The following is a 25284-nucleotide window of genomic DNA, read 5'->3' as shown; positions in this document are numbered from 1 at the left end:
AAAAATGGCATATATCGAGCTTTTGAGCGTTTTTAGTATCGCATTTTTAGGCGCGCTAGGGCATTGCGTGGGAATGTGTGGCGGGCTTGTGCTTGCCTACACAAGTATGAAGCTCTCCCCCACAAATCACACCACGACAACCACTTCTATCACAAATTTTTCTGACACAAGTGCATCAACAGAACTTCACGCACCATATTCTACAAAGATTCCCACACAACCCACCAAACCCACACAACCCACGCTTTTTTGCCAACTGCGTGCGCATTGTCTTTATATTTTTGGGCGCATTTGTAGCTATATGATTTTGGGCGCGCTGGCTGGTGTGCTTGGTATGGGCTTTGGCGCAATTTTGCAGTATAAAAGTGTGCTATTATTTGCGCTAAATAGCCTTCTTGTGATTTTTGGGCTTTGTTTTATTTTTTCACCTCGCATTTTGCGATTTTTTGAGCCGCAGATTCACGCTTCTCCTAGATTTTCTGCGCTGTTTTCAAAGCTTTTACGCACGCATTGTGCGTTTTCTTTTTTCACACTTGGTATGCTTAATGGAATCTTGCCTTGCGGGATTGTGTATTATTTTTTGCTTACTGCCCTTAGCACACAGAGCGCGCTTGGAGGGATTGCGATAATGGGCGTCTTTGGGCTTGCGACGATGTGTGTAATGCTACCTTTTAGCCTTTTTGCTTCAAGCCTTATAGGATTTTTAAGTCAAAAAAAACGTATTTTTCATATCCTTTGTGGTGTAAGTATGAGCGCCTTTGGGATTTATAACCTTTCAAAACTCCTTTAATTAGCATTGTTTGTTATCACAGGGCTTTTTGCGCTCAAGCAAAAGTCCCAAAAGCACTAGCCCCACACCAATATCAATCATCACATCTGCAAAATTAAAAATTGCAAACTCAAACCCATAATGCCAATATATATAATCCACCACGCCACCATGAATAAATCTATCAATGATATTCCCTGCCCCCGCGCCAAAAACCAGCCCAAATGCCACAAGATTTTGCGCCAAAAGTCCGCTAAAAAAAGTAAAACAAAAAAGCACAATAAGCAAGAGAATCTGCAAGTATTTCAAACTCTCACCCAAAGATTTAAACATTGAAAACGCCACGCCATCATTAAACACAAGCGCGCGCCCACCAAACGTGATAACACTAGATTCCATACTAAAGCCATTTAAGAAAAGTTGTTTTAGTCCTTGATCTATCCCAAAAGTAAGAAGCGCGATACAAAGAAAAAAAAGCATTCTTTTTGCGCCAAGATTCTTACTTTGTGCTAAAAACTTTGCCAAAAATGCATACATCATAATCCTTGCTCCCAAGACAGAATCTAGGCAAGTTTTTTCAAAAGAAAGCTTTTTAGCTCTTGTATTTGGGATTGCAAGAGATTTTCATCTTTGCCTTCAATGAGGATTCTAAGCTTATTTTCCGTGCCAGAGTAGCGCACCAAATGGCGATGATGCGCACGCGTGATAGAATCTAAAATTTCTTGCAAGCCTTCAATCTGCTCTAGTGGGATTTTTTGTGATACATTGAGATTGAGCGACTGACTAGGATAGAGCTTGAATGGATTGAGTGCGATTGAAGGTTTTAGCTTGCTTTGTCGCAGATACGCAAGCACCTGCAACGCGCTAGCAAGCCCATCGCCAGTTTTTGCATAATCGCTAAAAATAATATGCCCGCTATTTTCCCCGCCAAAATTTAGCTTGTGTTTTTTAAGTGATTCTATGACATATTTATCGCCGACATTGCAACGCACAAGCCCTATATTGTGGGATATTAGAAATTCTTCAAGTGCGAGATTACTCATCAAAGTTGCCACAATTTTGTCACCTTTAAGCATACCATTTTGCTTTTGATACAACGCTAATGCCCCAAGAAGTTTATCGCCATCCACCACCTCGCCTTCATCATCAGCCACCACGAGCCTATCTGCATCACCATCGAGCGCAAAGCCAATATCTGCCCTATAACGCTTAACTTCAGAAGCTAGAATCTGCGGATACATCGCACCGCATTGCTCGTTGATATTATGCCCGTTTGGCTCGTTATTTATCACAATCACATCTGCCCCAAGCTCCCTAAATATCGTAGGTGCGACTTTATACGCTGCACCATTAGCGCAGTCACACACTATCCGCATTCCTTGTAAAGTCAGATTCTTAGGAAAAGAATTTTTGATATGCACGATGTAGCGCCCCACGACATCATCGATTCGTTTTGAATTGCCAATCTCAAGCCCGACTTTAAGATGAGAATTTTGCAACTCTTCATCAGCATAAATCGCCTCAATCTTGCGCTCACTATCCTCATCAAGCTTATAACCGCTATGGTCGAAAAATTTTATCCCATTATCATCATAGGGATTGTGGCTCGCACTTATCATAATACCAGCATCACAGCGCATATCTTCCGTCAAAAAGGCAATCGCGGGTGTTGGCATAGGTCCTACTTGTATCACATCATAGCCTACTGAAGTGAGACTTGAAACAAGCGCATTTTCTATCATATAGCCACTACGGCGTGTGTCTTTGCCTACTAAAATCTTCTTTGTATAAGCCTCTTGCTTATTCTCTTGTCGATTTTTTTGAAAAAAGATTCCAGCACTTGAGCCAAGTTTGATGACGGAATTTGGCGTCAAAAACTGCCCAGCTTTTCCGCGCACACCATCTGTGCCAAAAATTTTTTGAGCGGATTTTTTACTCATTTTTTTGCCCTTTGTGTATTTTTAAACTCTATTTAATTAAAGTTTTGGCAGAATTCTGCCTTAAATTTTTTTAGAAAAGGATTAAGTCTTATGGCAAATCATAAATCCGCACAAAAGCGTATCAGACAAACAAAAGTAAGAACAGAGCGCAACCGCTACTACAAAACAAAGCTTAAAAATATGGTGCGTGCATTACGCGAAGCTCTCGAGGCAAAAGACATTACAAAAGCGCAAGAGTGTTTGAAGGTCGCAAACAAAGAGATTCACAAACTTGTAAGCAAGGGAATTTTAAAGAAAAATACCGCTTCACGCAAAGTTTCTCGTCTCAATGCGAGTGTGAAAAAAGTCGCACTTAGCGCATAAATCTCCTCTACCTTAAATTTAAAGAATCTAGCGCGCAATGCTAACAGAAAAACTTAATCCAATCATTGCTCGCTATGATGAAATCACCGAGCTTTTGCAAAAGCCTGAAATACTCGCTGATGTAGAAAAGCTCACCACACTAAGCAAAGAGCAAAGCGATATTGAAGAAGTTGCTAAAAGTGCAAAAGAGTATCTCCACACACTAGAGCAAATCGCACAAAATAAGGTTTTGCTCGAGGACAAAGAGCTAGGCGAGCTTGCAAAAGAAGAGCTTAAAACGTTGGATTCTCAAAAATCACAGCTTGAAGAGCAAATTAAAATCCTACTTATCCCCAAAGATCCTAATGATGATAAAAGTATTTATTTGGAGTTGCGCGCGGGCACTGGTGGTGATGAAGCGGGAATCTTTGTGGGCGATTTGTTTAAAGCATATTGTCGCTACGCAGATTTGCAAAAATGGAAGGTGGAAATTATCAGCTCGAGCGAAAATAGTGTCGGTGGCTATAAAGAAATAATCGCGCTAATTAAAGGCAAGGGCGCGTATTCACGCCTTAAGTTTGAAGGTGGGACACATCGCGTCCAGCGCGTGCCAGAGACAGAATCTCAAGGACGCATTCACACTTCTGCAATTACCGTGGCGATTATGCCAGAGGTTGATGCGGTCGAAGTGAATATCAACCCAAGCGACCTCAAAATTGATGTTTTCCGTGCAGGCGGACATGGCGGGCAGTCGGTAAATACGACAGATTCTGCAGTGCGTATCACACACATTCCGACGGGCATTAGCGTGTCAATGCAAGATGAAAAGTCCCAACACAAAAACAAAGACAAGGCGATGAAAATCCTTCAAGCGCGCATTTATGAAGCACAGCTTGAAGAGCAAATCTCCCAAAACGCCCAAGCACGCAAAAATCAAGTCGGCAGTGGCGATAGAAGTGAGAGAATCCGCACCTACAATTATCCGCAAAATCGCCTTAGCGACCATAGAATCAACCTCACGCTTTATAGCCTAGAGGAGATTATGCTCGCGGGCAATTTGGACTTAGTCATAAATCCGCTTATCACCGCCGCACAAAGCGAAGCTATGGGGAATGTGCAATGATTATAATCCCAGCTCGTTTGGAATCTACACGCCTCCCGCGCAAGGTGCTTTGCGAAATAGGTGGTGTGCCTATGGTCGTGCGCACAGCACAAAAAGCAAATGAGGTCGATGAAGTAGTCGTGGCGTGCGATGATGAAGCAATCTTGCAAGTATGCAAAAGCTACAAAATCCCTTGTGTGCTGACTTCAAAAGCACATACGAGTGGCACAGATAGATGTGCTGAAGCGGCGCAAAAACTAGGGCTTAAAAGTGATGCGATTATTATCAATCTGCAAGCAGATGAGCCTTTCATCGAAACTAATGTGCTAGAAATGCTCCAAAAGCTAAGCACAGAATCTAGCGCATTTCTCAATACTCTTGCAAAAGTCATTGAGCCATCACAAATCGCTGATACAAACCTTGTGAAAGTTTTGCTTAATGCTAAAGGTGAGGCGATTTATTTTTCTCGGCTTGGGATTCCTTATAGTCGCGATGGGCTAGATTCTGTGTTTATTAAGCAAAATCCATACCTTGGACATTTGGGGCTTTATGGATTCAGAAAAGAAAATTTGGAAAGTTTTTGCAAGCTTCCAAAAAGCCCACTTGAATATATTGAAAAACTCGAGCAACTCCGCGCAATCTACCACGCAAAAACAATCGCACTTAAAATCGTGCAAACCCAAAGCATAGGCATTGACACAGCAGAAGACTTACAACAAGCGCAAAAATATTTTTGATGTGTAATATATTTGAATAAAAAAAGCTAGTTTTATTTCTTAGATTGTTTGGTTTGCGTATGCGAGATTAATGTAGCTTCAGATTCTAAAAACAGAATAGATTTAAAATATAAATCTATTCTGTTGATAATTTTAAAGTGTGAAATCCGGGATTTTGTCAAAGTTGAGATAAGTATAAACACTTGATTCCTGTCCGTGGATTTTCTTAGGGACGATTTGTAGGTATTCCTCCACACTCGGCAAACGCCCCAAAATCGCACAAACTCCACCAAGTTCCGCACTTCCTAAATACACCTGCGCACCTTTGCCCATACGATTATCAAAATTACGCGTTGAAGTAGAAAACACTACCGCATTATCCCTCACACGTGCTTGATTTCCCATACATAGGCTACAACCCGGTGCCTCCAGCCGCGCACCAGCCGCGCCAAAAAGCGAAAGATAGCCCTCTTTTGTGAGCTCTTTTTCGTCCATTTTTGTTGGTGGTGCTATCCAAATTTGCGTCTTGCTCTGCCCCTCATTTTTGACTATCTCCCCAAAAGCGCGAAAATGCCCAATATTTGTCATACAGCTTCCGATAAACACCTCATCGATATTTTTTGGGCGCTTAGGATTACTTAGAATCTCACTCAACGTCGCCACATCATCAGGGTCATTTGGACACGCCAAAATTGGTTCTTTAATATCACTCAAATCAATCTCAATCACCGCCGCATACTCCGCATCAGAATCTGCCTCTAAAAGCACCGGATTTTTAATCCACTCTTTCATCTTATCCGCACGACGTTGCAGGGTCACAGCATCCTTATAGCCATCTGCAATCATAGATTCAATAAGCGTAATATTTGATTTAAGATACTCAATAATTGGCTCTTTGTTTAAACGCACGCTACACGCAGCAGCACTGCGCTCCGCACTTGCATCGCTTAGCTCAAAAGCTTGCTCGACTTTCAAATCGCCCAAGCCCTCAATCTCTAAGATTCTCCCGCTAAAAATATTTTTCTTGCCCTTTTTCTCCACGGTCAAAAGCCCTTGTTTTATCGCATAGTAGGGGATAGCATTGACCAAATCGCGCAAAGTAATGCCCGGATTAAGCCTACCTTTAAAGCGTACAAGCACGGATTCTGGCATATCAAGTGGCATAGTGCCAGTCACCGCCGCAAATGCCACAAGCCCGCTTCCTGCGGGGAATGAAATACCGATAGGAAAGCGCGTATGAGAATCCCCACCCGTGCCGAGTGTATCAGGCAGACAGAATCTATTAAGCCACGAGTGTATCACGCCATCTTTTGGACGCAATGCCACACCGCCTTTTGATGAGATAAAGCTTGGCAAAGTCGCCTGTAAGCTCACATCAGCGGGCTTTGGATACGCGGCTGTGTGGCAAAAACTCTGCATCACAAAATCCGCGCCAAAGCTAATTGCCGCAAGCTCTTTAATCTCATCTCGCGTCATTGCACCTGTGGTATCTTGACTACCAACAGTGGTGGTTTTTGGCTCGCAATATGTGCCCGGACGCACGCCCTCAACACCACAAGCACGTCCAACAATTTTTTGCGCTTGGGTAAATCCGCAACTTTTCTGCGCAGGCTCTTGTGGTTTTTTAAACACTTCGCTTGGTGAAAGCTTAAGAAACTCGCGTGCTTTTGCGGTGAGATTACGCCCGATGATGAGAGAAATTCTCCCACCTGCGCGGATTTCATCACTTAGCGTAACAGGCGTAAGGCTAAATGTTGCAATTTGCTTGTCATCTTTTTTGATGACGCCCTCTTGCGTGTGGATTTCTATAATATCGCCTTCATTCAAATCCTTGACATCGACGACAATCGGCAACGCACCAGAATCTTCGCAGGTATTAAAGAAAATAGGCGCTATCACAGAGCCTAGCACCAGCCCACCACCTCGCTTGTTTGGGATATAGGGAATATCCTTGCCAAAATGCCACATAATGGAATTGCACGCAGACTTTCGGCTACTACCTGTACCGACCACATCGCCTGTGTAGGCAACTTGCGCGTTGTGCTTTTTGGCTAGCTCTTTAATGGCACTAATGCGTTGTTCATAGTTTTCAACGCGTGCTTTTAGCATCGCTTTTGCATGTAAAGGAATGTCGCTCCTTGTGAATGCATCGCTTGCAGGGCTTAAATCATCAGTGTTTGTCTCGCCATCAATTTTGAAAACACAGGCTTTGATGACTTTCTCTAGCTCGGGCTTTGCCAAAAACCACTCTGCCTCTGCGTAAGACTGCAAAACCTCCTTTGCAAGGGCATTTGTCCTACTAAGCTCGGCAATGGTATCAAAGCTATTATAAAGCAACAATGTATGTTTGAGTGTCTCCGCGCAAAGCTTTGCAAGCTCGGAATCTGCTAGCTTCAACCCCTCAATAAGTGGCGCGACATTGTAGCCACCAAGCATTGTGCCGAGATAAGTAACGGCTTCTTGTGGTGTAAAAACCTGAGAACCACTCTGTTTAGAATCTGTATTTTTAAGAATCTCGCTTAAAAACTCCGCCTTAAGTTTTGCGCCATCATCTACGCCCGGATTTACGCGGTGGATTAGAAGCTCTTTCGCAAATGCCCTCTGCTCATTACTAGATTCTGCACTTTTGCAAATTGCAATCGCTAGGCGCGTCTGCTCCTCTGTAAGTGGAAGTGGGGGGACACCTTGACTTTCTCGTTGTGATTTTTGCTCGTTGTATTGCGCGATGAACTGCGTGAATTGCTCTTTACTCATACTCTCCTCCTTGACTTATTGCTTAAAGCTATTGCTAAAGAGCTTAATTATAAGACAAAGAGGTTAATTAAAATCTTACTTTTTGGCGTTTTGAATGCTAGATTCTAGAATCTGCTTTGCCTCATCTATTCCTTTAAAATCCTTTACTTTCACCCATTTGTTTGGCTCTAGGATTTTGTAAGTCTCAAAGAAATTTTTAATCCTATCAAGCGTGATTTGTGGTAAATCTTGGTAGGTTTGGATTTTTTCATAACGAGGATCTATCTTTGAAACCGGCACACTTAGGAGTTTTTCGTCCATTCCGCTTTCATCTTCCATTATGAGCACGCCGATAAGTCGGCATTTAATCACACTTCCAGCCTGTAATGGATACTCATTTAACACAAGTATATCCACAGGATCGCCATCATCTGCGAGCGTATTCGGCACAAAGCCATAGTTTGCTGGGTAAAACATCGCGCTATACATTACGCGATCAACCACCACTGCACCAGATTCTTTATCGACTTCGTATTTAATATTTGAGCCATAGGGGATTTCGATTACCGCATTAATAGCGTCAGGGTTTGAGCCTACTTTGATTTTGTCTAAGTTCATTGTTTCTCCTTATTATTTCTTTAAAATTGTATCATCTCGTGCAGTCAAATCACACTTCGCTTTGCGCGCAATGGCACAACACATCATTGCTAAGCCTCACAAAATTTGAACCAATCTACTCTAAGATTCTATAATTTAGAGAGTATATGCGCGTTCATATCGCTCACAATCTCTTCTATCGTGCGCTCACCATTGATTTTGTGCAACAAGCCCTCTTTGCTATAAAACCCCTCTATCGCCTGAAGTGGCGCGAGATACACACTGATACGATTATTGAAAACCTGCTCATTGTCATCAGCCCCACGCGCGCGCCCTAGCACTCTATCACGCGCCACCTGCTCACTGACAACCACTTCAATAACACTTTTTAGCTTTACATCACTATGCGCTTTAAGCTCAGAATCTAGCGCTTCCATTTGCTCCACACTGCGCGGATAGCCATCAATCAAAATCACATCTTTTGGTGCATTTTTAATCGCCCCGACAATCGTGCTCACCACAATTTCAAGTGGCACGAGATTGCCTTTACCCACAAAGCTATCAATAAGCTTGCCCCTCTCACTTCCGCTTGCCACTTCCTCGCGTAATAAATCACCTGTGGAATAATGCACAATTTTATCAGTATTGTTTTTTGCAATGATTTGTGCGTCCGTGGTTTTCCCACTACCGGGCGCTCCGATGATTAAAAAAATCTGTTTCATAAATTTGCCTCCTTGAAGTTTAAAATATGTCTAGTTCTTTGGGTTGCGCAATCGTATATGCAATTCTCGCAACTGTGCTTCATCAACTTCGTTTGGCGCACCCACAAGCAGACATGCAGCCTTTTGTGTTTTAGGAAATGCGATAACATCGCGCAACGACTCACTTTTGCTCAAAAGCATAATAAGCCTATCAAAGCCAATCGCAAAGCCCCCGTGCGGGGGCGCACCATAGCTTAACGCCTCAAGCAAAAAACCAAAACGCTCTTTTGCTTGCTCTTGTGAAATATTAAGAAGCTTAAAGACTTTTTGCTGAATCTCATTTTTGTGGATTCTGATGCTACCACCGCCCAGTTCCACGCCATTTAGCACGATGTCATACGCGACTGATTGGATAAATTCTGCGTCTTTAGATTCTAAATTTTTAGGCATTGTGAAAGGGTGATGCAAGGCTGAAAGTGAGCCATCATCATTGCGCTCAAACATTGGGAAATCAACCACCCACACAAACTCCAATTTCTTAGAATCTATCAAGCCAAAATCCTGCGCGATTTTAAGACGCAAGCGCCCCATATAATCCCATACGACTTTTTTATTCCCCGCACCAAAGAAAATAATATCACCCTTTTCCGCACCCACGCGCTCTATCAAAGTCTGAAGGCTAGAATCTAAAAACTTCACAAGCGGACCTTTAAGCCCATCCTCCTTGACTTGGATATACGCCAAGCCCTTTGCGCCAAATTTACGCACAAACTCCTCTGCCTCGCCCAAAGTCTTGCGCGTAAAAAGAGAATCTCCACCTTTGACACATAGTGCTTTTATGCGATTGTTTTTGCTATCTTTTGCGATATTTGCGAAAATTTCATTGCTAGAATTCAAAAACAAATCACCCACTTCCACCAAAGGTAGTCCAAAGCGCAAATCCGGCTTATCGCTCCCATAAGTCTCCATCGCTTCACTATAGGGCATACGCGCAAAAGGCGTGTGTATCTCCACACCGCTAGCACTAAAAATATCTTTTAGCAGATTCTCACATACTTCCATCACATCATTTTCATCACAAAAGCTCATTTCTACATCGATTTGGGTAAATTCCGGCTGTCTGTCCGCGCGCAAATCCTCATCGCGGAAGCACTTTGCAATCTGAAAATATCTATCAAATCCACCCACCATAAGCAATTGCTTAAAAAGTTGCGGACTTTGTGGCAGAGCGAAAAACTGCCCATCATGCACGCGTGAAGGCACGAGATAATCGCGCGCACCCTCCGGCGTGCTAGCTGTAAGTATGGGTGTCTCCACCTCTAAAAAACCCATTTTTTGCAAGGAATTACGCGCTGCAATTGCCACATCTGAGCGCAATTTAAAAATTTCAAAATTCTTGCTCGCACGCAAGTCTAAATAGCGGTATTTTAAGCGTAATTCCTCATTTGTAGAGGTTGTAGCGTTAATGTCAATTGGCGGTGTGAGTGATTTATTTTCGATAATTAGAGAATCTAGCGCAATTTCCACCTTGCCACTTTTTAATTTTGGATTTTCTAGCCCCTCGCCACGCGCGCGCACCTTCCCACTAGCAATAAGGACAAATTCATCGCGCACGCTTGAAGCAATTTTATGCGCACTAGAGTTTGGATCACACACAAGCTGCACGATACCGCTTTTATCTCGCAAGTCTAAAAACACTACGCCACCGTGATCACGATAGCTATTACACCACCCGCACACACGCACAGATTCTCCTATGAGTTTTTCGCTCACATCTGCGCAAAGATGAGTTCTATACATTACTGCCCTTTTTTCAGAAAATTTTATTTTTTACACATTAAGCAAATTTAATTCGCAAAAGCCTAGATTCTAATTTTTTAGCAAGCGTTTGAGTGCCTGCTCCACTTCAATTGGATTAGATTTTGTGATAAACGCATCAGCTTTGAGCGCTTCTGCCATTTGCTTATTGGAATCTGAACTCATAGATGAGTTTATAATCACAGGAATATGCGCTGTTTCTGGATTATCCTTCACCCTTTTAAGCACCTCAAAGCCCGAAATCATTGGCATTTCAAGGTCTGTGATAATCGCGCCAACCATCTGTGCCACACCCGCATTATTAAGATAATCTAAAAGTGCCTTGCCATTTGGGAAGGTAAAATACTGCAACTCAAGCCTTTCAATGATGTGTTGCAAGGACTTTGCCGCTGTTTTAGAATCTTCAGCCAAAAGCACAATTCTGTTACTATGTATCGCGCTAATACTCTCTAATTCCAACTGGTGCGAGGCATCTTGCATTGGGAAAACATCAGCCACCATACGTTCCACATCAAGGATTTGGATAACCGTACTATCGTCATATTTGGTGGTAGCAGTCACTTTTGAATTTCCATCAATCCCAAACTCACTGCCGACATTAACCTCGTTCCAATTTTTTTGGATAATACGCCTAACGCCTAGAATCTTTAGCCCAACAGTGTAATTTGAAAAGTTACAAATTACCACGAGGGATTTATCATCTGGGCTCTCAATAGAAAATGGACGCAAATCGCGGTTAGGCTCGCTTGGATTGTAATGCAACCATCTGCGCATATCCACAAGCGGTATTGTCGTCCCGCGCACGGTTAGAAACCCGAGCAATACGCCTTCTTGCTGTCCTTCGGTCTTTGTCAGCACATCAGTATAGTAAATAATTTCCTTTACCTTAAAAACATTCATCGCATACAGCTGGCTTTCCTTGTCCCCTTCTTTTTCAAGTGTGAAACAAAGGAATTGTGCTTCGTTTTTTAAATGCAGTGTGGTGTCAATATTATCTATCAAAGCAATCTCCTAAGGCGTATTTTTGGTAAGATTTTAGCGAGTGGATAACAAAAAAATTGGCTATAATTCTACCTTATTTTTTCTAAAAATCCACAACATTTCGAGGATAAACTTGCAGATTTTAGATTCCCAAAGTTACAAAGACGGCGTAGAAAAGCTAAAAAAAATGGCGCGTGCATATTATGTGCTTGATGAGCCCATTGCAAGCGATGAGCAATACGACATACTTTATCACGCGCTCAAAGAATATGAAAGCACGCATCCAAGCGAGATTGACTACACTTCTCCCACGCAGCGCATAGGCGATACTCCACTTGAAGAGTTTGAAAAAGGCGAGCATATAAAGCGTATGTGGAGCTTAGATGATGTTTTTAATACGCAAGAATTGCGCGAGTGGTTGAAAAGAATCTTAAAAGTCTTTCCAAATGTGCGCTTTGTGTGCTCGCCAAAGTTTGATGGCGCCTCGCTCAATCTGCTTTATGAAAATGGCATACTAGTAAGTGCGCTCACGCGGGGGAATGGCGCACAAGGCGAGCAAGTATTGCAAAATGCGCGCACAATCCGCTCAATCCCTTTGCAAATTCCCTACCCTGAAAAAATCGAAATACGCGGGGAAGTGGTGATTAGCAAGGATGATTTTGACGCGCTTAATAACACGCGCGCAAACGAAAACCTAAGTCTTTTTGCAAATCCTAGAAATGCCGCAGCTGGGAGCTTACGCCAGCTAGATTCCAAGATTACTGCAAAGCGTCCTTTGCGCTTTATGCCTTGGGGCGTGGGAGAATGCACGCTTAAAACCTCGAGTTTTTATGAAATTTTAAAAAATATAGAATCCTTTGGCTTTAGCACCTTGCCATTTTTGCACCTTTGTGTGGTGGATTCTAAGATTCAGGAAAATAGTGCAAAAAATGCATACTCATTGTTTGATAACACAAATACAGAATCTAGCTTAGAATCCACACTAGATTCCCTACAAAATCAAATTTCGCAAGTGTATGAGGAGCTAAAGAGCGTGCGGGAGAGCTATCATATTATGCTTGATGGTATGGTGGTGATGGTGGATTCTTTGCAAATGCAAGACGCTCTTGGTTGGACGATTAAATCCCCGCGCTTTGCGTGTGCGTATAAATTCCCTGCGGTGGAAAAGGTCTCAAGGCTTATAGATGTGACTTTTCAAGTTGGCAGGAGTGGCGCGATTACCCCAGTAGCCGAGCTTGAACCCATTGAGATTGAGGGCGCGACAATTACACGCGCGACTTTGCATAATTTTAGCGAGATTAAGCGCAAGGATATTCGCATCAATGATAAAGTAGTCGTAATCCGCAGTGGCGATGTAATCCCAAAAATCATAAAACCTCTAAATACCTTGCGCGATGGTAGCGAGCGTAAAATAATCACTCCAACACTCTGCCCTGTGTGTAGCGAGGAGCTACTAATCGAGGAGATTCTCATAAAATGTCAGAATCTCAACTGCCCTGCGCGCGTCAAAGAATCTATTATTCATTTTGCTTCAAAAAAGGCGCTTAATATCGATGGCTTGGGCGAAAAAATCGTATATGAACTCTTTGATAAGGGGCTAATTAGCGGGATTTTGGATCTTTATAGCTTAAAAAAAGAGGGGCTTTTGGCATTGGAAGGCTGGAAAGAAAAGCGCGCAAATAATCTCTTACAAAGCATTCAAAACACCATAGGCGTGGATCTGTGGCGACTTATCAACGCACTTGGGATAGAACATATAGGCGAGGGCGCGAGTAAAAAGCTAGCAAGGCAGTTTGGGTTTGATGTGTTTGATTTGAGTGTGGAGCAAATCACGCAAATTGATGGCTTTGGCGAAGAGATGGCAAAATCGCTTTGTGAATTTAGCCACGCAAACAAAGCACTTATCGCGCAGATTTTCACACTTTTAAAACCTACTATCCCGCAACCTGATATAAATGCCACAAACAGCGCATTTACTAATACAAGTGTTGTGATTACAGGCACACTTTCCCAGCCACGCGAATATTTTGTGGAAATCTTAGAATCCCTTGGTGCGCGTGTAAGTTCATCAGTGAGCGCAAAAACTGACTTTGTGCTTTGTGGGGAAAATGCCGGTAGCAAGCTTGCTAAAGCACACACTTTAGGCGTGAAAGTCTTAAATGAGGAGGAATTTAGAAAGTTTGCTAAGATTCTCTAACTTGAATCCTTAAATGTTGCGATAAATTTCCGCACGTCCTATTTTATGTATTTAAGAAAACTCACACTCCCCACTTTCACCCACGCAAGTATTTGAGAATCCACAAGCTCTTGCACGCGTTGCTGACTCAAAGGAGAATAAAGAATCTGCAAATCCTCTTTGCTTAGCGGACGAAGGGCAATTTGTGTGATGATATCATCCTTGCTTAATTCCTGCTTTGGTTCTTGTAGCACGCTTTGCCCTTGCGCTGAGCCTTGTTTGGCAAAATTACGCTGTGGCAGGCATACACAAATATTTTCAAACACACTTGCAAAATGCTCGATTTCTTCCTGCGTTAGGGGCGTGGCAATATGCGCGCTAGGGCGATCAATCGTGCCAATATCAAGGCGACTTATTGCTATGCTTTGCAAAAATTGCGCTAATTCTCTAGCGGAATCCATATCATCATTCACATCCTTCACAAGCAAAATCTCGCCAATAAGCGCGCCTTTAAAAATGTGTGAAAACTCCGCGATTCCTTCTTTTATCTGCGTAATATCCAAACTTTTATGCGCTCTATCCACACGCTTAAAAATCCGCTCATTGAGAGAATCTAGCGAAAACTTCACCATATCAAATTCAAGTAATGCCTTTTGCACTTCTTTTTTCCAAAAAAGCGAACCATTGCTTAAAATAAGCGTCTTAATGTTCTCAAAAGACGTGTTTTTAAAGGTGGCTAGGAGTTTCTTAGATTCCATAATCAATTCATACAAATGCGGATAAAGTGTAGGCTCGCCATTTGCGGTAAATGTGAGCACATCAACCTTTGCTTGCGATTTTTGGAGAGAATGGAGGGTTTGCGCGATTTGCTCTATCACAAGTGAGACTTGCGCCACCTCTTGCATAGAATCTTGCGCGCGGGCAGGCTTTAGCTCGCAGTAAAGGCAGTCAAAATTACACTGCTTAAGACTAGGAGATAAATCAATCCCCAGAGAATAGCCAAAGCGCCGTGAGAGAATCGGACCAAAAGTAAAATTATTTTTTGCCATCGATGATTTCATCGACAGTTTCTGAAAGTGCCTTCGCAGCTTCTTTATTCACTCTGCTTAGGTTAGCAAGATTCTTATCGAGCGTCTTTCTGTCGATTGTTTTAATCTCAATTTTCACATACAAAACCCCGCCCTTGCTTATCCAAGTGTCAGTTCTTTGCGCGCCTGAAAGTGTTTGCTCCACACTTGAGCGGATAGCCACAATCATTTCGCTACCTTCCGCGCTATCAAGTGCTTTGACTTTTTCCTCGACTTTTGTCTCAATGGTCGCTGCTAAGTCTGCTCTACCCTTAATTGTAGCTTCTTTGATAGCCCAATCTGTGCGATTATTGCTAATCTGCGCACTTCCCACACCAAAAGTTTTATCGCTATCAGAGCTTCCAAGCACCCAAGATGGCGCACCGCTAAGATCAAAATCTGCCGTATTTCCAAGCTCATTTTTACTTGAACAAGCCAAGAATCCAAACACCACAGCCACGCTAAATACAAGCATTGCAAGTTTTTTCATCATTCACTCCTTTTAGTGATTTGTAAAATAAAGTGCTGATTATAGCTTAAAATTTCAAAAATAAATTGAAAGTTTGCACCAAAAGCCAGCACAAAAATAAAATATAATTGATAAAAATTATTATTTTATGAGTAAAAAACATTTACAAAGTTAGTTTAGAATTTTGCCCAGTTCTTAGCTTACTAAGAAATATTTTACATTAAAGGAGAAGCGATGAGTAAAGTTATCGAACAATTAAAACAGATTCAGGCAGACGCGCAAGTGTTTTATGTCAAGGTGCATAATTTTCATTGGAATGTGCGCGGTATGGATTTCCACCCCACACACAAGGCGACACAAGAGATCTATGAGGAGTTTGCAGATGTCTTTGATGATGCCGCAGAGCGTGTATTGCAACTAGGCGGTGTGCCTTATGTGACGCTTGCAGATATGATTAAAGTTGCTAAGATTAAAGAGGAAAGCGCGACAAGCTTTGATTCTCAAGCAATTGCAAAGGCGATTTTAAGCGATTATGAATACTTTTTAAAAGCATTTTTACAGCTTTCAAGCGATGCAGACGCACAAGACGATAAAGTAAGCGCAGCATACGCAGACGACAAGGTTGCACATTTGCAAAAAGCAATTTGGATGCTAAAAGCACAACTTAGCTAGTTTTGGCTACTTGGCTTCCTTGCAATTTCACCTAGATTCAAACATTGCTTTTGGAATCTAGGGCTTTTTTCAAACTTCAAATATCTTTCAACCATACTTTCAGCTTTACACGCGACACGACAAGAATTTTTCGTATAGCTTTACCCAAGTAAATAATTCACGCCCTAGCTTCACGCCACCAATGTATTGCGATTTTACAAAAGCAAAATCTCGGCTTGTTGTGAGATTTTAAATTAATAGGTATCCCTGCATTTTGGACTTTTGCGCAAACACAAAAAGCCCAAAAATGAGATTTAAAGAAGTGGTGCTATTTGAGTTTCTCGCTTACAATATCTACGATATTATCACCCACCATTACAGCGATTTTTTCCATATATTCTGCGGGACTTGTGAAACCTACGCAAGAGCAGTTGATTTCACCTAGCACATATTTATCCTTGCCATCTTTGTCAGTATCAAGGATAAAATCCGCCGTCCAAATAAGTGGCAAATCATAATTTCCTAGCTTTTCGCGGATTCCGGGTAGCTGCACCAAAAACCAATCAATAAGACCTTGCCAATCTTTTGGCTCATCGTAACGATATTTCGCCCCGCTAAAGAGCGTCGCAGAGAATGCATCTCCACCTTCTGCTGGCTTTTTATGCACGACATAAACCGGTGTTTTATAAAGCATTAAGATTCTAATCTCACCCTCTTTGATACGCGGTAAGAAAGTCATATCTACAAGCATACCATTATCACCCACCAAATAATGCTCGCAGAAATCCATAAATTCACCTAGTTTGCGCTCTTCCGTGTGATTATCTTTCGCCTCGGTGCAGATGATTTTGGTATCAAGTGGCAGAGAATCTACCTTATTGTAATCACTCGCATTTTCAAGCCTCACACGCCAAATACCCTCCCCTGTGCTTCCGCGATTTTGTTTCAATACGCGCTCACCTTTTGCTAAGGTTTTTGGAAAAGTCTTTTTAAAATCGTGTTTTTCGCCAAAAACCACGCCGATTCTCTTTGCTTCCGCTGGATCATAGTAGGCATAGGTATCATCAGGCACAAGATCGGTGCTAGCAAGCTTCGTCAGAGCGTCCTTTGCGCCATAGCCTATCATCGCATCAGGATGAGGCATACCCACTAGTCCATCAGCACAGAGCTTACGCAACACATCAAAATAAAGGCGCTCTTCTTTCAAATTGCCCGGATTCACACGAGAAACATAACCATCAGCGGTATTTTTCACATACTCATAGATTTTATTGCGCTCTTTTTCATCACGCAAAATTTCATCGGTGAAAAACACCACTTCCGCATTCCACCCCTTAACTTTAAGTGCATTTACCATCGGCATAGTATCTTTTCTATGCCCATCAGCCCCCTTATCACTTCCTCCGCGCGCTTCAAAAAACACGATGTTTTTTTTCATAGCCTCTCCTTTTGTTTGATTTTCTTACAAGTTAAAGAAGCTTTCACTCTATCACAAGCCAGCGCAAAAGAATATAAAACCAGCACTTTTCTAGGCGAAACTTAGAGACTATGTAGCAAATTAACAAGTTTTATCAATTTTTGCTTTACAATGCACACACAATCCTACTTCTTCTTAAGTCTCACGCGAGAATTTGAAAGTTTTTCTACTCTATATTTTCGCAGCTTATTAAATGCTGCGATGACTATCGCACTAACCGCCACAAGCGCTAAAATCCCAAGCGTGATTAGCACACCAGAATCTACCTGCGCGCTAGAATCCACAGGAATTGCTACAAGCACGCCTGAAGTAGCAGGTGATATAAAATAAGTCCTTACAACAAGCGCGATAATAGCCACCACAGCCCCCACTGCTATCACCCATGCTACCGCACCTGTGGCTTTTATCCGCACTACTTTTTGTGCGAGATTCCCTTCGATTTCTATCGAGCTTTGGTTACTCGCAATGGCTTCCTTCAATCCCGCTTCATCGCTCACTGCGCCTTTTATTGCTTCATTTTCTACCATTTCATCCCCTCCAAATTCATTACAAAACACACGAAACCATACTACAATAAATTGTCTTACTCTTTGGTTGTTTTTGATGCCAGATTCTATTGCCTTTTGCGTTATAATGCTACCCTTAATCATAAAATTAAGGAGTTTTTATGCTAACAAAAATATTTAACACGCATAAGCTAGAGCAAATCGCAAGAAAAATGCTTTTGCACGCAGGCATTGGCTCAGGTTCTGGTGTAAATTCTAGTGGCGAGGCTTATGTCTTTGAAATATTAAGAAAGAATCTCAAATCCCCTTACTGCATTTTTGATGTAGGTGCAAATAAGGGCGATTATGCAACCTTATGTATTCAAGCCTTAAATGGGGGGGGGGGGCAAATAGCAAGCTTGCATTGCTTTGAGCCTTCTGCATCTACTTTTAAACTTCTTTCGCAACGATTTAAAAAAACCGATGAAAATATAATTCTCAATAATTTTGCGCTAGGCGTGCAAGAGCAAGACGCCACGCTTTATTATAATGAACAAGGCTCGGGCTTAGCTTCACTCACCAAAAGGCGATTGGATCATTTTAATATTAATTTCGAACAAAGTGAAAAGGTGCATATAAGCACACTTAATGCTTATTGCAAAAAACACAACATAGAGCATATCCATTTGCTCAAACTTGATGTCGAGGGGCACGAGTTAGATGTCCTAAATGGCGCATTAGAATTATTTGCAAAAAATGCCATTGACATTGTAACATTTGAATTTGGCGGGTGCAACATTGACACAAAAACCTATTTCCAAGATTTTTGGTATTTTTTCAAGGATATAAATATGTCAATTTATAGAATCTTGCCAAATAACAAACTCTACAAAATATCAGAATACAAGGAGCTTTACGAGCAATTTGTTACAACAAATTATGTCGCAATGAAAGAAAATCTCAAACCTTAAAGCTTATTTTTGATTCTTAGCGTGATTACTACACAAACGCTAAAAAGCGATAGAGGAATCACTTCAAAACTTAAGAACACAGAATCTGTTCTTAAGTTTTTGCAATAAATGCTATAATTGCGCCTTTGTTTTTCAAACTATTTTTTCCAACAAAAGCGATGGGGGCGCGCAAACAATGAACACCAAAAACCTGCAGCTTATCCAAATACAAGGCGCAAAAGAAAACAACCTCAAAAATATCAATTTAGAGATTCCCAAAAATCAACTCGTAGTTTTTACAGGCTTAAGTGGGAGCGGAAAAAGCACGCTAGCTTTTGATACGCTGTATGCAGAAGGGCAGCGCAGGTATATCGAATCGCTTTCAAGCTATGTGCGTCAATTCCTCGATAAAGTCGGTAAGCCAAATGTTGATAAAATCGAGGGGCTCACGCCTGCGATTGCTATCGATCAAAAGACGACTTCTAAGAATCCACGCTCAACAGTTGGGACAATTACTGAAATTTATGATTATTTGCGACTACTATTTGCGCGCATAGGGGTACAGCACTGCCACATTTGCGGGGAGAAAATCTCGCATATGAGTCAAACTGATATTATCGCGCAGGTGCTAGAGCTAGAGCAAGATTCCACCCTTATAATCCTCGCGCCAATTGTGAAAGAGAAAAAAGGCTCATTTGCTGACAAGATAGAATCTTTGCGTCAAAAGGGTTTCGTGCGTGCGCAAATTGATGGCGTAATGACGCGCCTAGATGAAGAAATCGAGCTTGCAAAACACAAAAAACACACGATTAAGGTGGTGATTGATAGAGTGGTGCTAAACAGCGACAATAGCACACGTATCGCTCAAGCCATTGAAAAAGCACTTAAAGAATCTTATGGCGAGGTTGAAATCGAGCAAACTTTGCCCCAAACACCACAAAAAGAAACGCGCCATATCCATTACAGCGAACATTTTGCGTGTTTTAATTGTAAGGTGAGTTTTGAAGAGCTAGAGCCACTTAGCTTTAGCTTTAACTCGCCAAAAGGCGCTTGTGTGGATTGTCTAGGGCTTGGGGTAAAATACACACTTGATGTAAAAAAAATCCTTGATAAATCGCAACCTTTAAAAAAAGGTGGGATAAAAGTCATTTTTGGTTACAACAAAAACTACTATGCCGAGCTGTTTGCAGGCTTTTGCAAGGCGTATGACATAGATATGGAAAAAAGCTTTGAAGAGCTAGATTCTCAAAAGCAGAATCTCCTTTTATATGGTGCGCCAAATCTAGTGAGCTTTAAGTGGAATAAAAGCACACTAGAGCGCCCGTGGAAGGGCATTATCCAAATTGCGTATGATATGTTTAAAGATGACAAGGACTTAGGCGATTACACGACTGAAAAAACCTGTCCCACCTGTAAAGGGCATCGTCTAAACCTCTCATCTCTAAGCGTAAAAGTCGGTGGGCTTGGAATTGGCGAGATTATCGATTTGCCAATCGAACAGGTTTTTGCGTTTTTCAAAGATGACGTGCATTTTAAAGATTTGAATCCACAGCAAGCAATGATTGCTGCGCCGATTTTGAAAGAAATTAGAGAGCGCCTCTTTTTCCTTGACGATGTGGGGCTGGGCTACCTTAGCCTTGGGCGCGATGCACGGAGCATTAGCGGTGGGGAAAGTCAGAGAATCCGCATTGCAAGTCAAATTGGAAGTGGGCTTACAGGCGTGATGTATGTGCTTGATGAGCCTAGTATCGGCTTGCACGAGCGCGACACATTGCGGCTTATTAAGACTTTGCGCTCATTACAGGAAAAGGGCAATAGTGTGATTGTCGTAGAGCACGATAGAGAAACGATTTTACACGCGGATTTCATCGTGGATATTGGACCGGGCGCTGGTGTCAATGGTGGAGAAGTCGTATTCAGTGGGACAAAGGAGCAATTACTTAAGGCTAAAACACTCACCGCAAGCTATTTGAACAATGAGAATCTCATCGATCATCGTCACAATCGCGCGCAGGAAAAGTGGCTTGAAATCAAGCATATAACAATCAATAACATTAAAAACCTTAGCTTAAAAATCCCGCTTAGCAACTTTGTTTGTGTTACGGGCGTGAGTGGAAGCGGGAAAAGCTCGCTAATTTTGCAAACGCTACTCCCAACGGCGCAAGAGATTCTCAATAATGCTAAAAAAATCCACAAATGCGATGGCGTAGAAATCGTGGGGCTAGAGCAATTAGATAAAGTGATTTATCTTGATCAAAGCCCCATCGGACGCACGCCACGTAGTAATCCTGCAACTTATACAGGTGTAATGGATCATATCCGCACGCTTTTTAGCCAAGTCAAAGAATCTAAACTGCGCGGGTATAGCGCGGGGCGCTTTAGTTTCAATGTCAAAGGTGGGCGATGCGAAAAATGTCAAGGCGAGGGTGAGATAAAGATTGAAATGCACTTTTTACCCGATGTGATGGTAAAATGCGATGCGTGCGGGGGTAAAAAATACAATCCACAAACGCTAGAAATCCACTATAATGGCAAAAATATCGCTGATGTGCTAGCAATGAGCGTGGAAGAGGCACTGGGGTTTTTTGCCAAAGTGCCAAAAATCGCAAGCCAGCTTAGCACATTGTGCGCGGTTGGGCTTGGGTATATCCATTTAGGACAAAATGCGCTAACGCTTAGTGGTGGGGAAGCACAGCGTGTCAAACTCGCTAAAGAACTAAGTCGCAAGGACACAGGAAAGACGCTCTATATCCTTGATGAGCCGACCACAGGACTGCATTTTGCCGATGTCGATAAGCTCATAAAGGTATTGCATCACTTAGTCGAGCTTGGCAATAGTATGATTGTGATTGAGCATAATTTGGATTTGATAAAAAACGCAGATTTTATCATCGATATAGGACCAGAAGGGGGCGATAAAGGCGGTAAAATCGTAGATTGTGGCACTCCAACAATGCTTGCCAAAAACCACGTAAAAACCGGTAGCTACACGGGGAAATTTTTGGAGAATGAGTTGAGGACACTAAATCAAAAGAGAATAAATCAAAAATAGAGGGCGCGTAAATCATCGCGATAGTTTTTTGTTTGCAAGGTTTGAATAACAGCCTCGCGTCTTTTGCTAAATTCCTCCCATTTTTGCGGATAATCTTCCAGCACTTCTTGCAGTTTAGAAGCAAGAAAACAAGAATCTTTGCTATCTGGAAATACTAATCCAGCATATTTTTGGGCTGTTTCATTAAGCGCGCCAATATCTCGCACAAGAGGAATACAACCTGCAAGAGTAGCCTCTACAATACTAAGACCAAAGGTTTCAAAACATTTTGTGGGCATTACACAAATTTTAGCTTCACGCAACAAAGGGCGCAATTGCAATGGCGTCATATGCGAAAAAAACGAAAATGTTGCAGAATGTTCTCTATTATCAAAAGCCGATAAATAAAGGCAAACAAAGACAATATCGATACATACTACTCTATTGCCCCCCCCCCGCTAGGAGTTTCATAAACTTTTATGAGATTTTTTAGGAATTCTGCATTGTGCAGATTCTGAAGTATTTGCCCGCGCTTGGTTTTGAAATCATTAAAAATATCCTCATAATTTTCCAATACATTACACAACAAAACTTGCAAATTCTCTACATTATTTGCATTCCTTGCAGGCTCGCTAAACTCAAAACTAAAGCCATAATATTTTTCTATCGTTTCTTCCATAGCCCCAAGTTTAGATGTAATAGGTATGACACCAGCCAAAATAGATTCTACCAACACAAGCCCAAAGGTTTCATACCACAATGAAGGTAAAACACTTAATTTAGCGGTTTTTAAAATCTCTCTAATCTCCTGCGGGGACTTTTGCCCCAAAAAAGTGTAAGGCAAAAGTGTATTCCTGCAAGAGTGTGCATTATTTATGCGTGCGGATTTAGAAAATAAAGTGCGCGCGAGATTCTCACAAGATTTTCTATCATCTCCATCACCAATGATTAAAAGTCTATAATTGCTAAATTTTGGGTTTTCTCTCACCTTGGCAAACGCCTCAATCAACAAACCTACATTTTTCTCTGGACTTAAACGCCCAAAAAACACTACAAAATCACACTTATCACTTAAACTCACTTGTTTATTTAAAAAGCGCATTTCAATGGGGTTTGGCACAATAGCAAGTTTTGATTTTTCCCAAGAATCCTCTATGTGCTTTTGCATTTGGAAGCTACTAACAAAAATAATTCTGTCAAAAAGCTTGCGCATATCGAAAACCCCAAGATAAAACGGCACGCGCAATGCTTTCAGAACAGAATAAATTCTCCCTCGCCTATCACAATTTCTCAAAGCGATTTGAAATTTTGATTTTCCTATACAGCGCGTGCAAATACTTTTTTGTGCATAATTATAAAACCCCCCATTAGGACAAGGTCCAAAACCATGCTCTGTATAAACAACGCGTATATTTGGAAAATGACGCTTATAATGCCGTATAGCAAAAAGAATGCTTGGACTCAAGCGCGAAAGATAATTTTGCACATGAATAATATCTGGCTTGGTTTTTAAAAGAAAAGATTTAAGCAAGCGATAGTTTTTGAAATTAAAAATATATTTGATTGCTCCAAGAGGCTTTGGGTAGTTTCCCCAATCATCAAGCTTACAAAAATGCGTGTCTTGTATATTTTGAGGTAAATTTTTAAGGTCATCACAGCTTGCAATATAAATACTATAAAGGTTGCTTTCCAAGGTTTGCTGAATTGTATTTCTAAAAACACTTTCGGCTCCACCACGCACAGAATCTGAAGCGATGTGTAAAAGTTTATATTGCCCCTCAGCCTCTAGATTTTCTTCTTCCCAAAGCTCAGTAGATAAGCGAGTATGCGCACATAGGTTTGCCACTTGCGATAGTATTTTAGCGAAGCAAGACAAGCCCTTAGATATGGAGACAAGCATCTACTTAATGCCCCCCCCCCACTAGCTATTTCTGGGCTATCATAGCGATGCTCTAGCTCTATAACACTTTGCAAGATTTTAATAGTTTTTGCTTGTGCGGGCTTAAAAGCGGGATTATTGGCAATTTGCGGAACAGAATCTAAACCCTTAATTTCATTTATCACGCGTGTAATATCGCTGATTTTCTTATCGCGCGTCTGTGTGTCAATCTTACGCGTAATCGAAGTATCAGAGCTACAATATACATACAGCTTGTCCTTTATACCAACACTTGATGTAGCAAGCGCACAAATATAAAAACTTTTCAATACATCTTCTGCCATTGTAAGGCGCGAATCTTCGCCCATATGTGCCACGATTAAATCGCGTGCTAGCGCAATGCGCGAAGCTTTATAAAGCTTCGCCCATATGTGCCACGGCGGGGTGGCACAATGGGCGAAAACTTCATACAAAACCTCCTCATTGCGTAATGGGTTTGTAATGACTTTGGGACTTACTCGTTGCCAAGTAGGTGGCTCATAACGCATACCAAAAAACACAATATCTGGTCGCAAATCCTCATCAACTGGAACTAAACCAACATCAGACATATTTCTCGCAAGACCAGCCACTTTCCCCCACGCCATCTCGCACGCGTTTAACTCTAAATAATCATCAGCATCTAAAAATAGTAGATATTCCCCTAAAGCGTGCTTTATGCCCTCCAATCTAGCGTTGAATGTTCCTAGATTTTGCGCGTTGTGGATTATGCGGATTCTGGAATCTTTGTCTGCAAAACTCTGCGCGATTTTTATAGAATCATCACTCCCACAATCATCAACAATGAGAATCTCAATATCACTAAAGGTTTGATTTATGCAAGATTCTAAACACCTTGCAATGTAGCGCTCGACATTGTAAGTGGGGATAACAATAGAGATTTTACTCATATTGCCCCCCCCCCCAATTACATTTTCAAGGTTAGGATTAGGGATAAAATTTACATTATTGAGTGCTTTTTTGGTGTGTGTAATCGCGCGGTAGAGGACTTTGCAGGTACATAGCTCGATATAATCATCAGAATCTAGCGGAAGGATATATTCCCCCCTTGCTTCTTTCTCTCCGCTTAGTCGTGCGCCAAAGAGTCCGAGATTGCGAGGATTATGGATTATGCGGATTCTGGAATCTTTGTCTGCAAAACTCTGCGCGATTTTTATAGAATCATCACTCCCGCAGTCATCAACAATGAGAATCTCAATATCACTAAAGGTTTGATTTATGCAAGATTCTAAACACCTTGCAATGTAGTGCTCGACATTGTAAGTGGGGATAATGATAGAGAAAAATGGGGTTAGGCTGTCTGAATAACCTTTTGAATGCGTGCGGAAATGTTGCGCCAT

The 25284-nt window shown here is 41.8% G+C and carries 21 protein-coding genes and 2 pseudogenes; 8 read left to right on the top strand and 15 right to left on the bottom strand.

Annotated features, from left to right (window positions below):
• Positions 1 to 4 precede the first annotated feature (4 nt).
• Positions 5 to 790, top strand: coding sequence for a sulfite exporter TauE/SafE family protein (locus tag A3217_RS03925; RefSeq protein ID WP_066388167.1), 786 nt, complete (start codon positions 5 to 7; stop codon positions 788 to 790).
• Here A3217_RS03925 and lspA read toward each other — a convergent pair whose 3' ends face one another.
• Positions 791 to 1306: a signal peptidase II gene (lspA, locus tag A3217_RS03920; RefSeq protein ID WP_066388165.1), complete on the bottom strand. Its 516-nt coding sequence runs from the start codon at positions 1304 to 1306 to the stop codon at positions 791 to 793.
• A gap of 26 nt (positions 1307 to 1332) precedes the next feature.
• On the bottom strand, positions 1333 to 2709 hold the full coding sequence (glmM, locus tag A3217_RS03915; RefSeq protein ID WP_066388164.1) for a phosphoglucosamine mutase: 1377 nt from the start codon (positions 2707 to 2709) through the stop codon (positions 1333 to 1335).
• Between the two features lie 90 nt (positions 2710 to 2799).
• Here glmM and rpsT point away from each other — a divergent pair, with 90 nt between their 5' ends.
• The 3 genes from rpsT to kdsB are packed head-to-tail and all read left to right on the top strand — an operon-like array spanning position 2800 to position 4890.
• The gene (rpsT, locus tag A3217_RS03910) at positions 2800 to 3072 is read left to right on the top strand and encodes a 30S ribosomal protein S20 (protein WP_066388163.1); all 273 of its coding nucleotides are present in this window, start codon (positions 2800 to 2802) and stop codon (positions 3070 to 3072) included.
• A gap of 37 nt (positions 3073 to 3109) precedes the next feature.
• Positions 3110 to 4174, top strand: a complete 1065-nt coding sequence (gene prfA, locus A3217_RS03905; protein WP_066388162.1) for a peptide chain release factor 1 — start codon at positions 3110 to 3112, stop codon at positions 4172 to 4174.
• Positions 4171 to 4890 (top strand): 3-deoxy-manno-octulosonate cytidylyltransferase, encoded by a 720-nt coding sequence (kdsB, locus tag A3217_RS03900; protein ID WP_066388160.1) that lies wholly within the window; start codon positions 4171 to 4173, stop codon positions 4888 to 4890. The genes prfA and kdsB overlap by 4 nt, the downstream gene beginning before the upstream one ends.
• Before the next feature lie 132 nt (positions 4891 to 5022).
• Here kdsB and acnB read toward each other — a convergent pair whose 3' ends face one another.
• The 5 genes from acnB to A3217_RS03875 form a co-directional block, all read right to left on the bottom strand.
• Positions 5023 to 7623 carry a bifunctional aconitate hydratase 2/2-methylisocitrate dehydratase gene (gene acnB, locus A3217_RS03895; RefSeq protein ID WP_066388159.1) on the bottom strand — a complete coding sequence of 867 codons (2601 nt, stop codon included), beginning with the start codon at positions 7621 to 7623 and terminating at the stop codon, positions 5023 to 5025.
• 75 nt (positions 7624 to 7698) lie between these two features.
• Positions 7699 to 8220, bottom strand: coding sequence for an inorganic diphosphatase (gene ppa / locus A3217_RS03890; RefSeq protein ID WP_066388158.1), 522 nt, complete (start codon positions 8218 to 8220; stop codon positions 7699 to 7701).
• A gap of 128 nt (positions 8221 to 8348) precedes the next feature.
• Complete coding sequence (locus A3217_RS03885; RefSeq protein ID WP_066388157.1) at positions 8349 to 8921, bottom strand: adenylate kinase; 573 nt, start codon at positions 8919 to 8921, stop codon at positions 8349 to 8351.
• Between the two features lie 30 nt (positions 8922 to 8951).
• A complete protein-coding gene (gene aspS, locus A3217_RS03880; RefSeq protein ID WP_066388156.1) occupies positions 8952 to 10700 on the bottom strand; it encodes an aspartate--tRNA ligase in 1749 nt (582 codons plus the stop codon).
• A gap of 69 nt (positions 10701 to 10769) precedes the next feature.
• A complete protein-coding gene (locus tag A3217_RS03875) occupies positions 10770 to 11720 on the bottom strand; it encodes a chemotaxis protein (RefSeq protein WP_066388154.1) in 951 nt (316 codons plus the stop codon).
• A 166-nt stretch (positions 11721 to 11886) separates the two neighbouring features.
• Here A3217_RS03875 and ligA point away from each other — a divergent pair, with 166 nt between their 5' ends.
• Positions 11887 to 13896 carry an NAD-dependent DNA ligase LigA gene (ligA, locus tag A3217_RS03870; protein ID WP_066389720.1) on the top strand — a complete coding sequence of 670 codons (2010 nt, stop codon included), beginning with the start codon at positions 11887 to 11889 and terminating at the stop codon, positions 13894 to 13896.
• A gap of 38 nt (positions 13897 to 13934) precedes the next feature.
• Here ligA and A3217_RS03865 read toward each other — a convergent pair whose 3' ends face one another.
• Entirely contained in the window at positions 13935 to 14924 is a 990-nt protein-coding gene (locus tag A3217_RS03865) for a radical SAM protein (protein WP_066388152.1), read from the bottom strand.
• Positions 14911 to 15432: an LPP20 family lipoprotein gene (locus A3217_RS03860; protein ID WP_066388150.1), complete on the bottom strand. Its 522-nt coding sequence runs from the start codon at positions 15430 to 15432 to the stop codon at positions 14911 to 14913. The genes A3217_RS03865 and A3217_RS03860 overlap by 14 nt, the downstream gene beginning before the upstream one ends.
• A gap of 213 nt (positions 15433 to 15645) precedes the next feature.
• On the opposite strand from A3217_RS03860, the gene A3217_RS03855 reads away from it, so the two are divergent.
• The gene (locus A3217_RS03855; RefSeq protein WP_066388149.1) at positions 15646 to 16083 is read left to right on the top strand and encodes a Dps family protein; all 438 of its coding nucleotides are present in this window, start codon (positions 15646 to 15648) and stop codon (positions 16081 to 16083) included.
• A gap of 307 nt (positions 16084 to 16390) precedes the next feature.
• Here A3217_RS03855 and A3217_RS03850 read toward each other — a convergent pair whose 3' ends face one another.
• Positions 16391 to 17500 carry a Cj0069 family protein gene (locus A3217_RS03850; protein WP_066388148.1) on the bottom strand — a complete coding sequence of 370 codons (1110 nt, stop codon included), beginning with the start codon at positions 17498 to 17500 and terminating at the stop codon, positions 16391 to 16393.
• Positions 17501 to 17664: 164 nt separating this feature from the next.
• Positions 17665 to 18066 carry a hypothetical protein gene (locus A3217_RS03845; RefSeq protein WP_066388145.1) on the bottom strand — a complete coding sequence of 134 codons (402 nt, stop codon included), beginning with the start codon at positions 18064 to 18066 and terminating at the stop codon, positions 17665 to 17667.
• Between the two features lie 140 nt (positions 18067 to 18206).
• On the opposite strand from A3217_RS03845, the gene A3217_RS03840 reads away from it, so the two are divergent.
• Together A3217_RS03840 and uvrA are read left to right on the top strand one after the other, a co-directional pair.
• On the top strand, positions 18207 to 18995 hold the full coding sequence (locus A3217_RS03840; RefSeq protein WP_231860276.1) for an FkbM family methyltransferase: 789 nt from the start codon (positions 18207 to 18209) through the stop codon (positions 18993 to 18995).
• A 175-nt stretch (positions 18996 to 19170) separates the two neighbouring features.
• Entirely contained in the window at positions 19171 to 22026 is a 2856-nt protein-coding gene (gene uvrA / locus A3217_RS03835; RefSeq protein ID WP_066388143.1) for an excinuclease ABC subunit UvrA, read from the top strand.
• On the opposite strand, the gene A3217_RS03830 is transcribed toward uvrA, so the two are convergent.
• From A3217_RS03830 to A3217_RS08770, 4 genes and pseudogenes are all read right to left on the bottom strand, one after another.
• Positions 22017 to 22430, bottom strand: coding sequence for a glycosyltransferase (locus A3217_RS03830; RefSeq protein WP_257722285.1), 414 nt, complete (start codon positions 22428 to 22430; stop codon positions 22017 to 22019). The two genes, uvrA and A3217_RS03830, sit on opposite strands and share 10 nt — an antisense overlap.
• An 11-nt stretch (positions 22431 to 22441) precedes the next feature.
• Positions 22442 to 23851: a glycosyltransferase family 4 protein gene (locus A3217_RS03825; protein ID WP_066388138.1), complete on the bottom strand. Its 1410-nt coding sequence runs from the start codon at positions 23849 to 23851 to the stop codon at positions 22442 to 22444.
• Positions 23852 to 24531: 680 nt separating this feature from the next.
• A pseudogene (locus tag A3217_RS09675) lies at positions 24532 to 24834 on the bottom strand (glycosyltransferase family 2 protein); the annotation flags it as partial.
• Positions 24835 to 24903: 69 nt separating this feature from the next.
• Positions 24904 to 25284 (bottom strand): annotated as a pseudogene (locus A3217_RS08770) (glycosyltransferase family 2 protein); the annotation flags it as partial.

It is taken from the genome of Helicobacter himalayensis, assembly GCF_001602095.1.
Classification (GTDB): Bacteria; Campylobacterota; Campylobacteria; order Campylobacterales; family Helicobacteraceae; genus Helicobacter_F; species Helicobacter_F himalayensis.
This window is presented reverse-complemented; position numbering and strand designations above follow the sequence as displayed.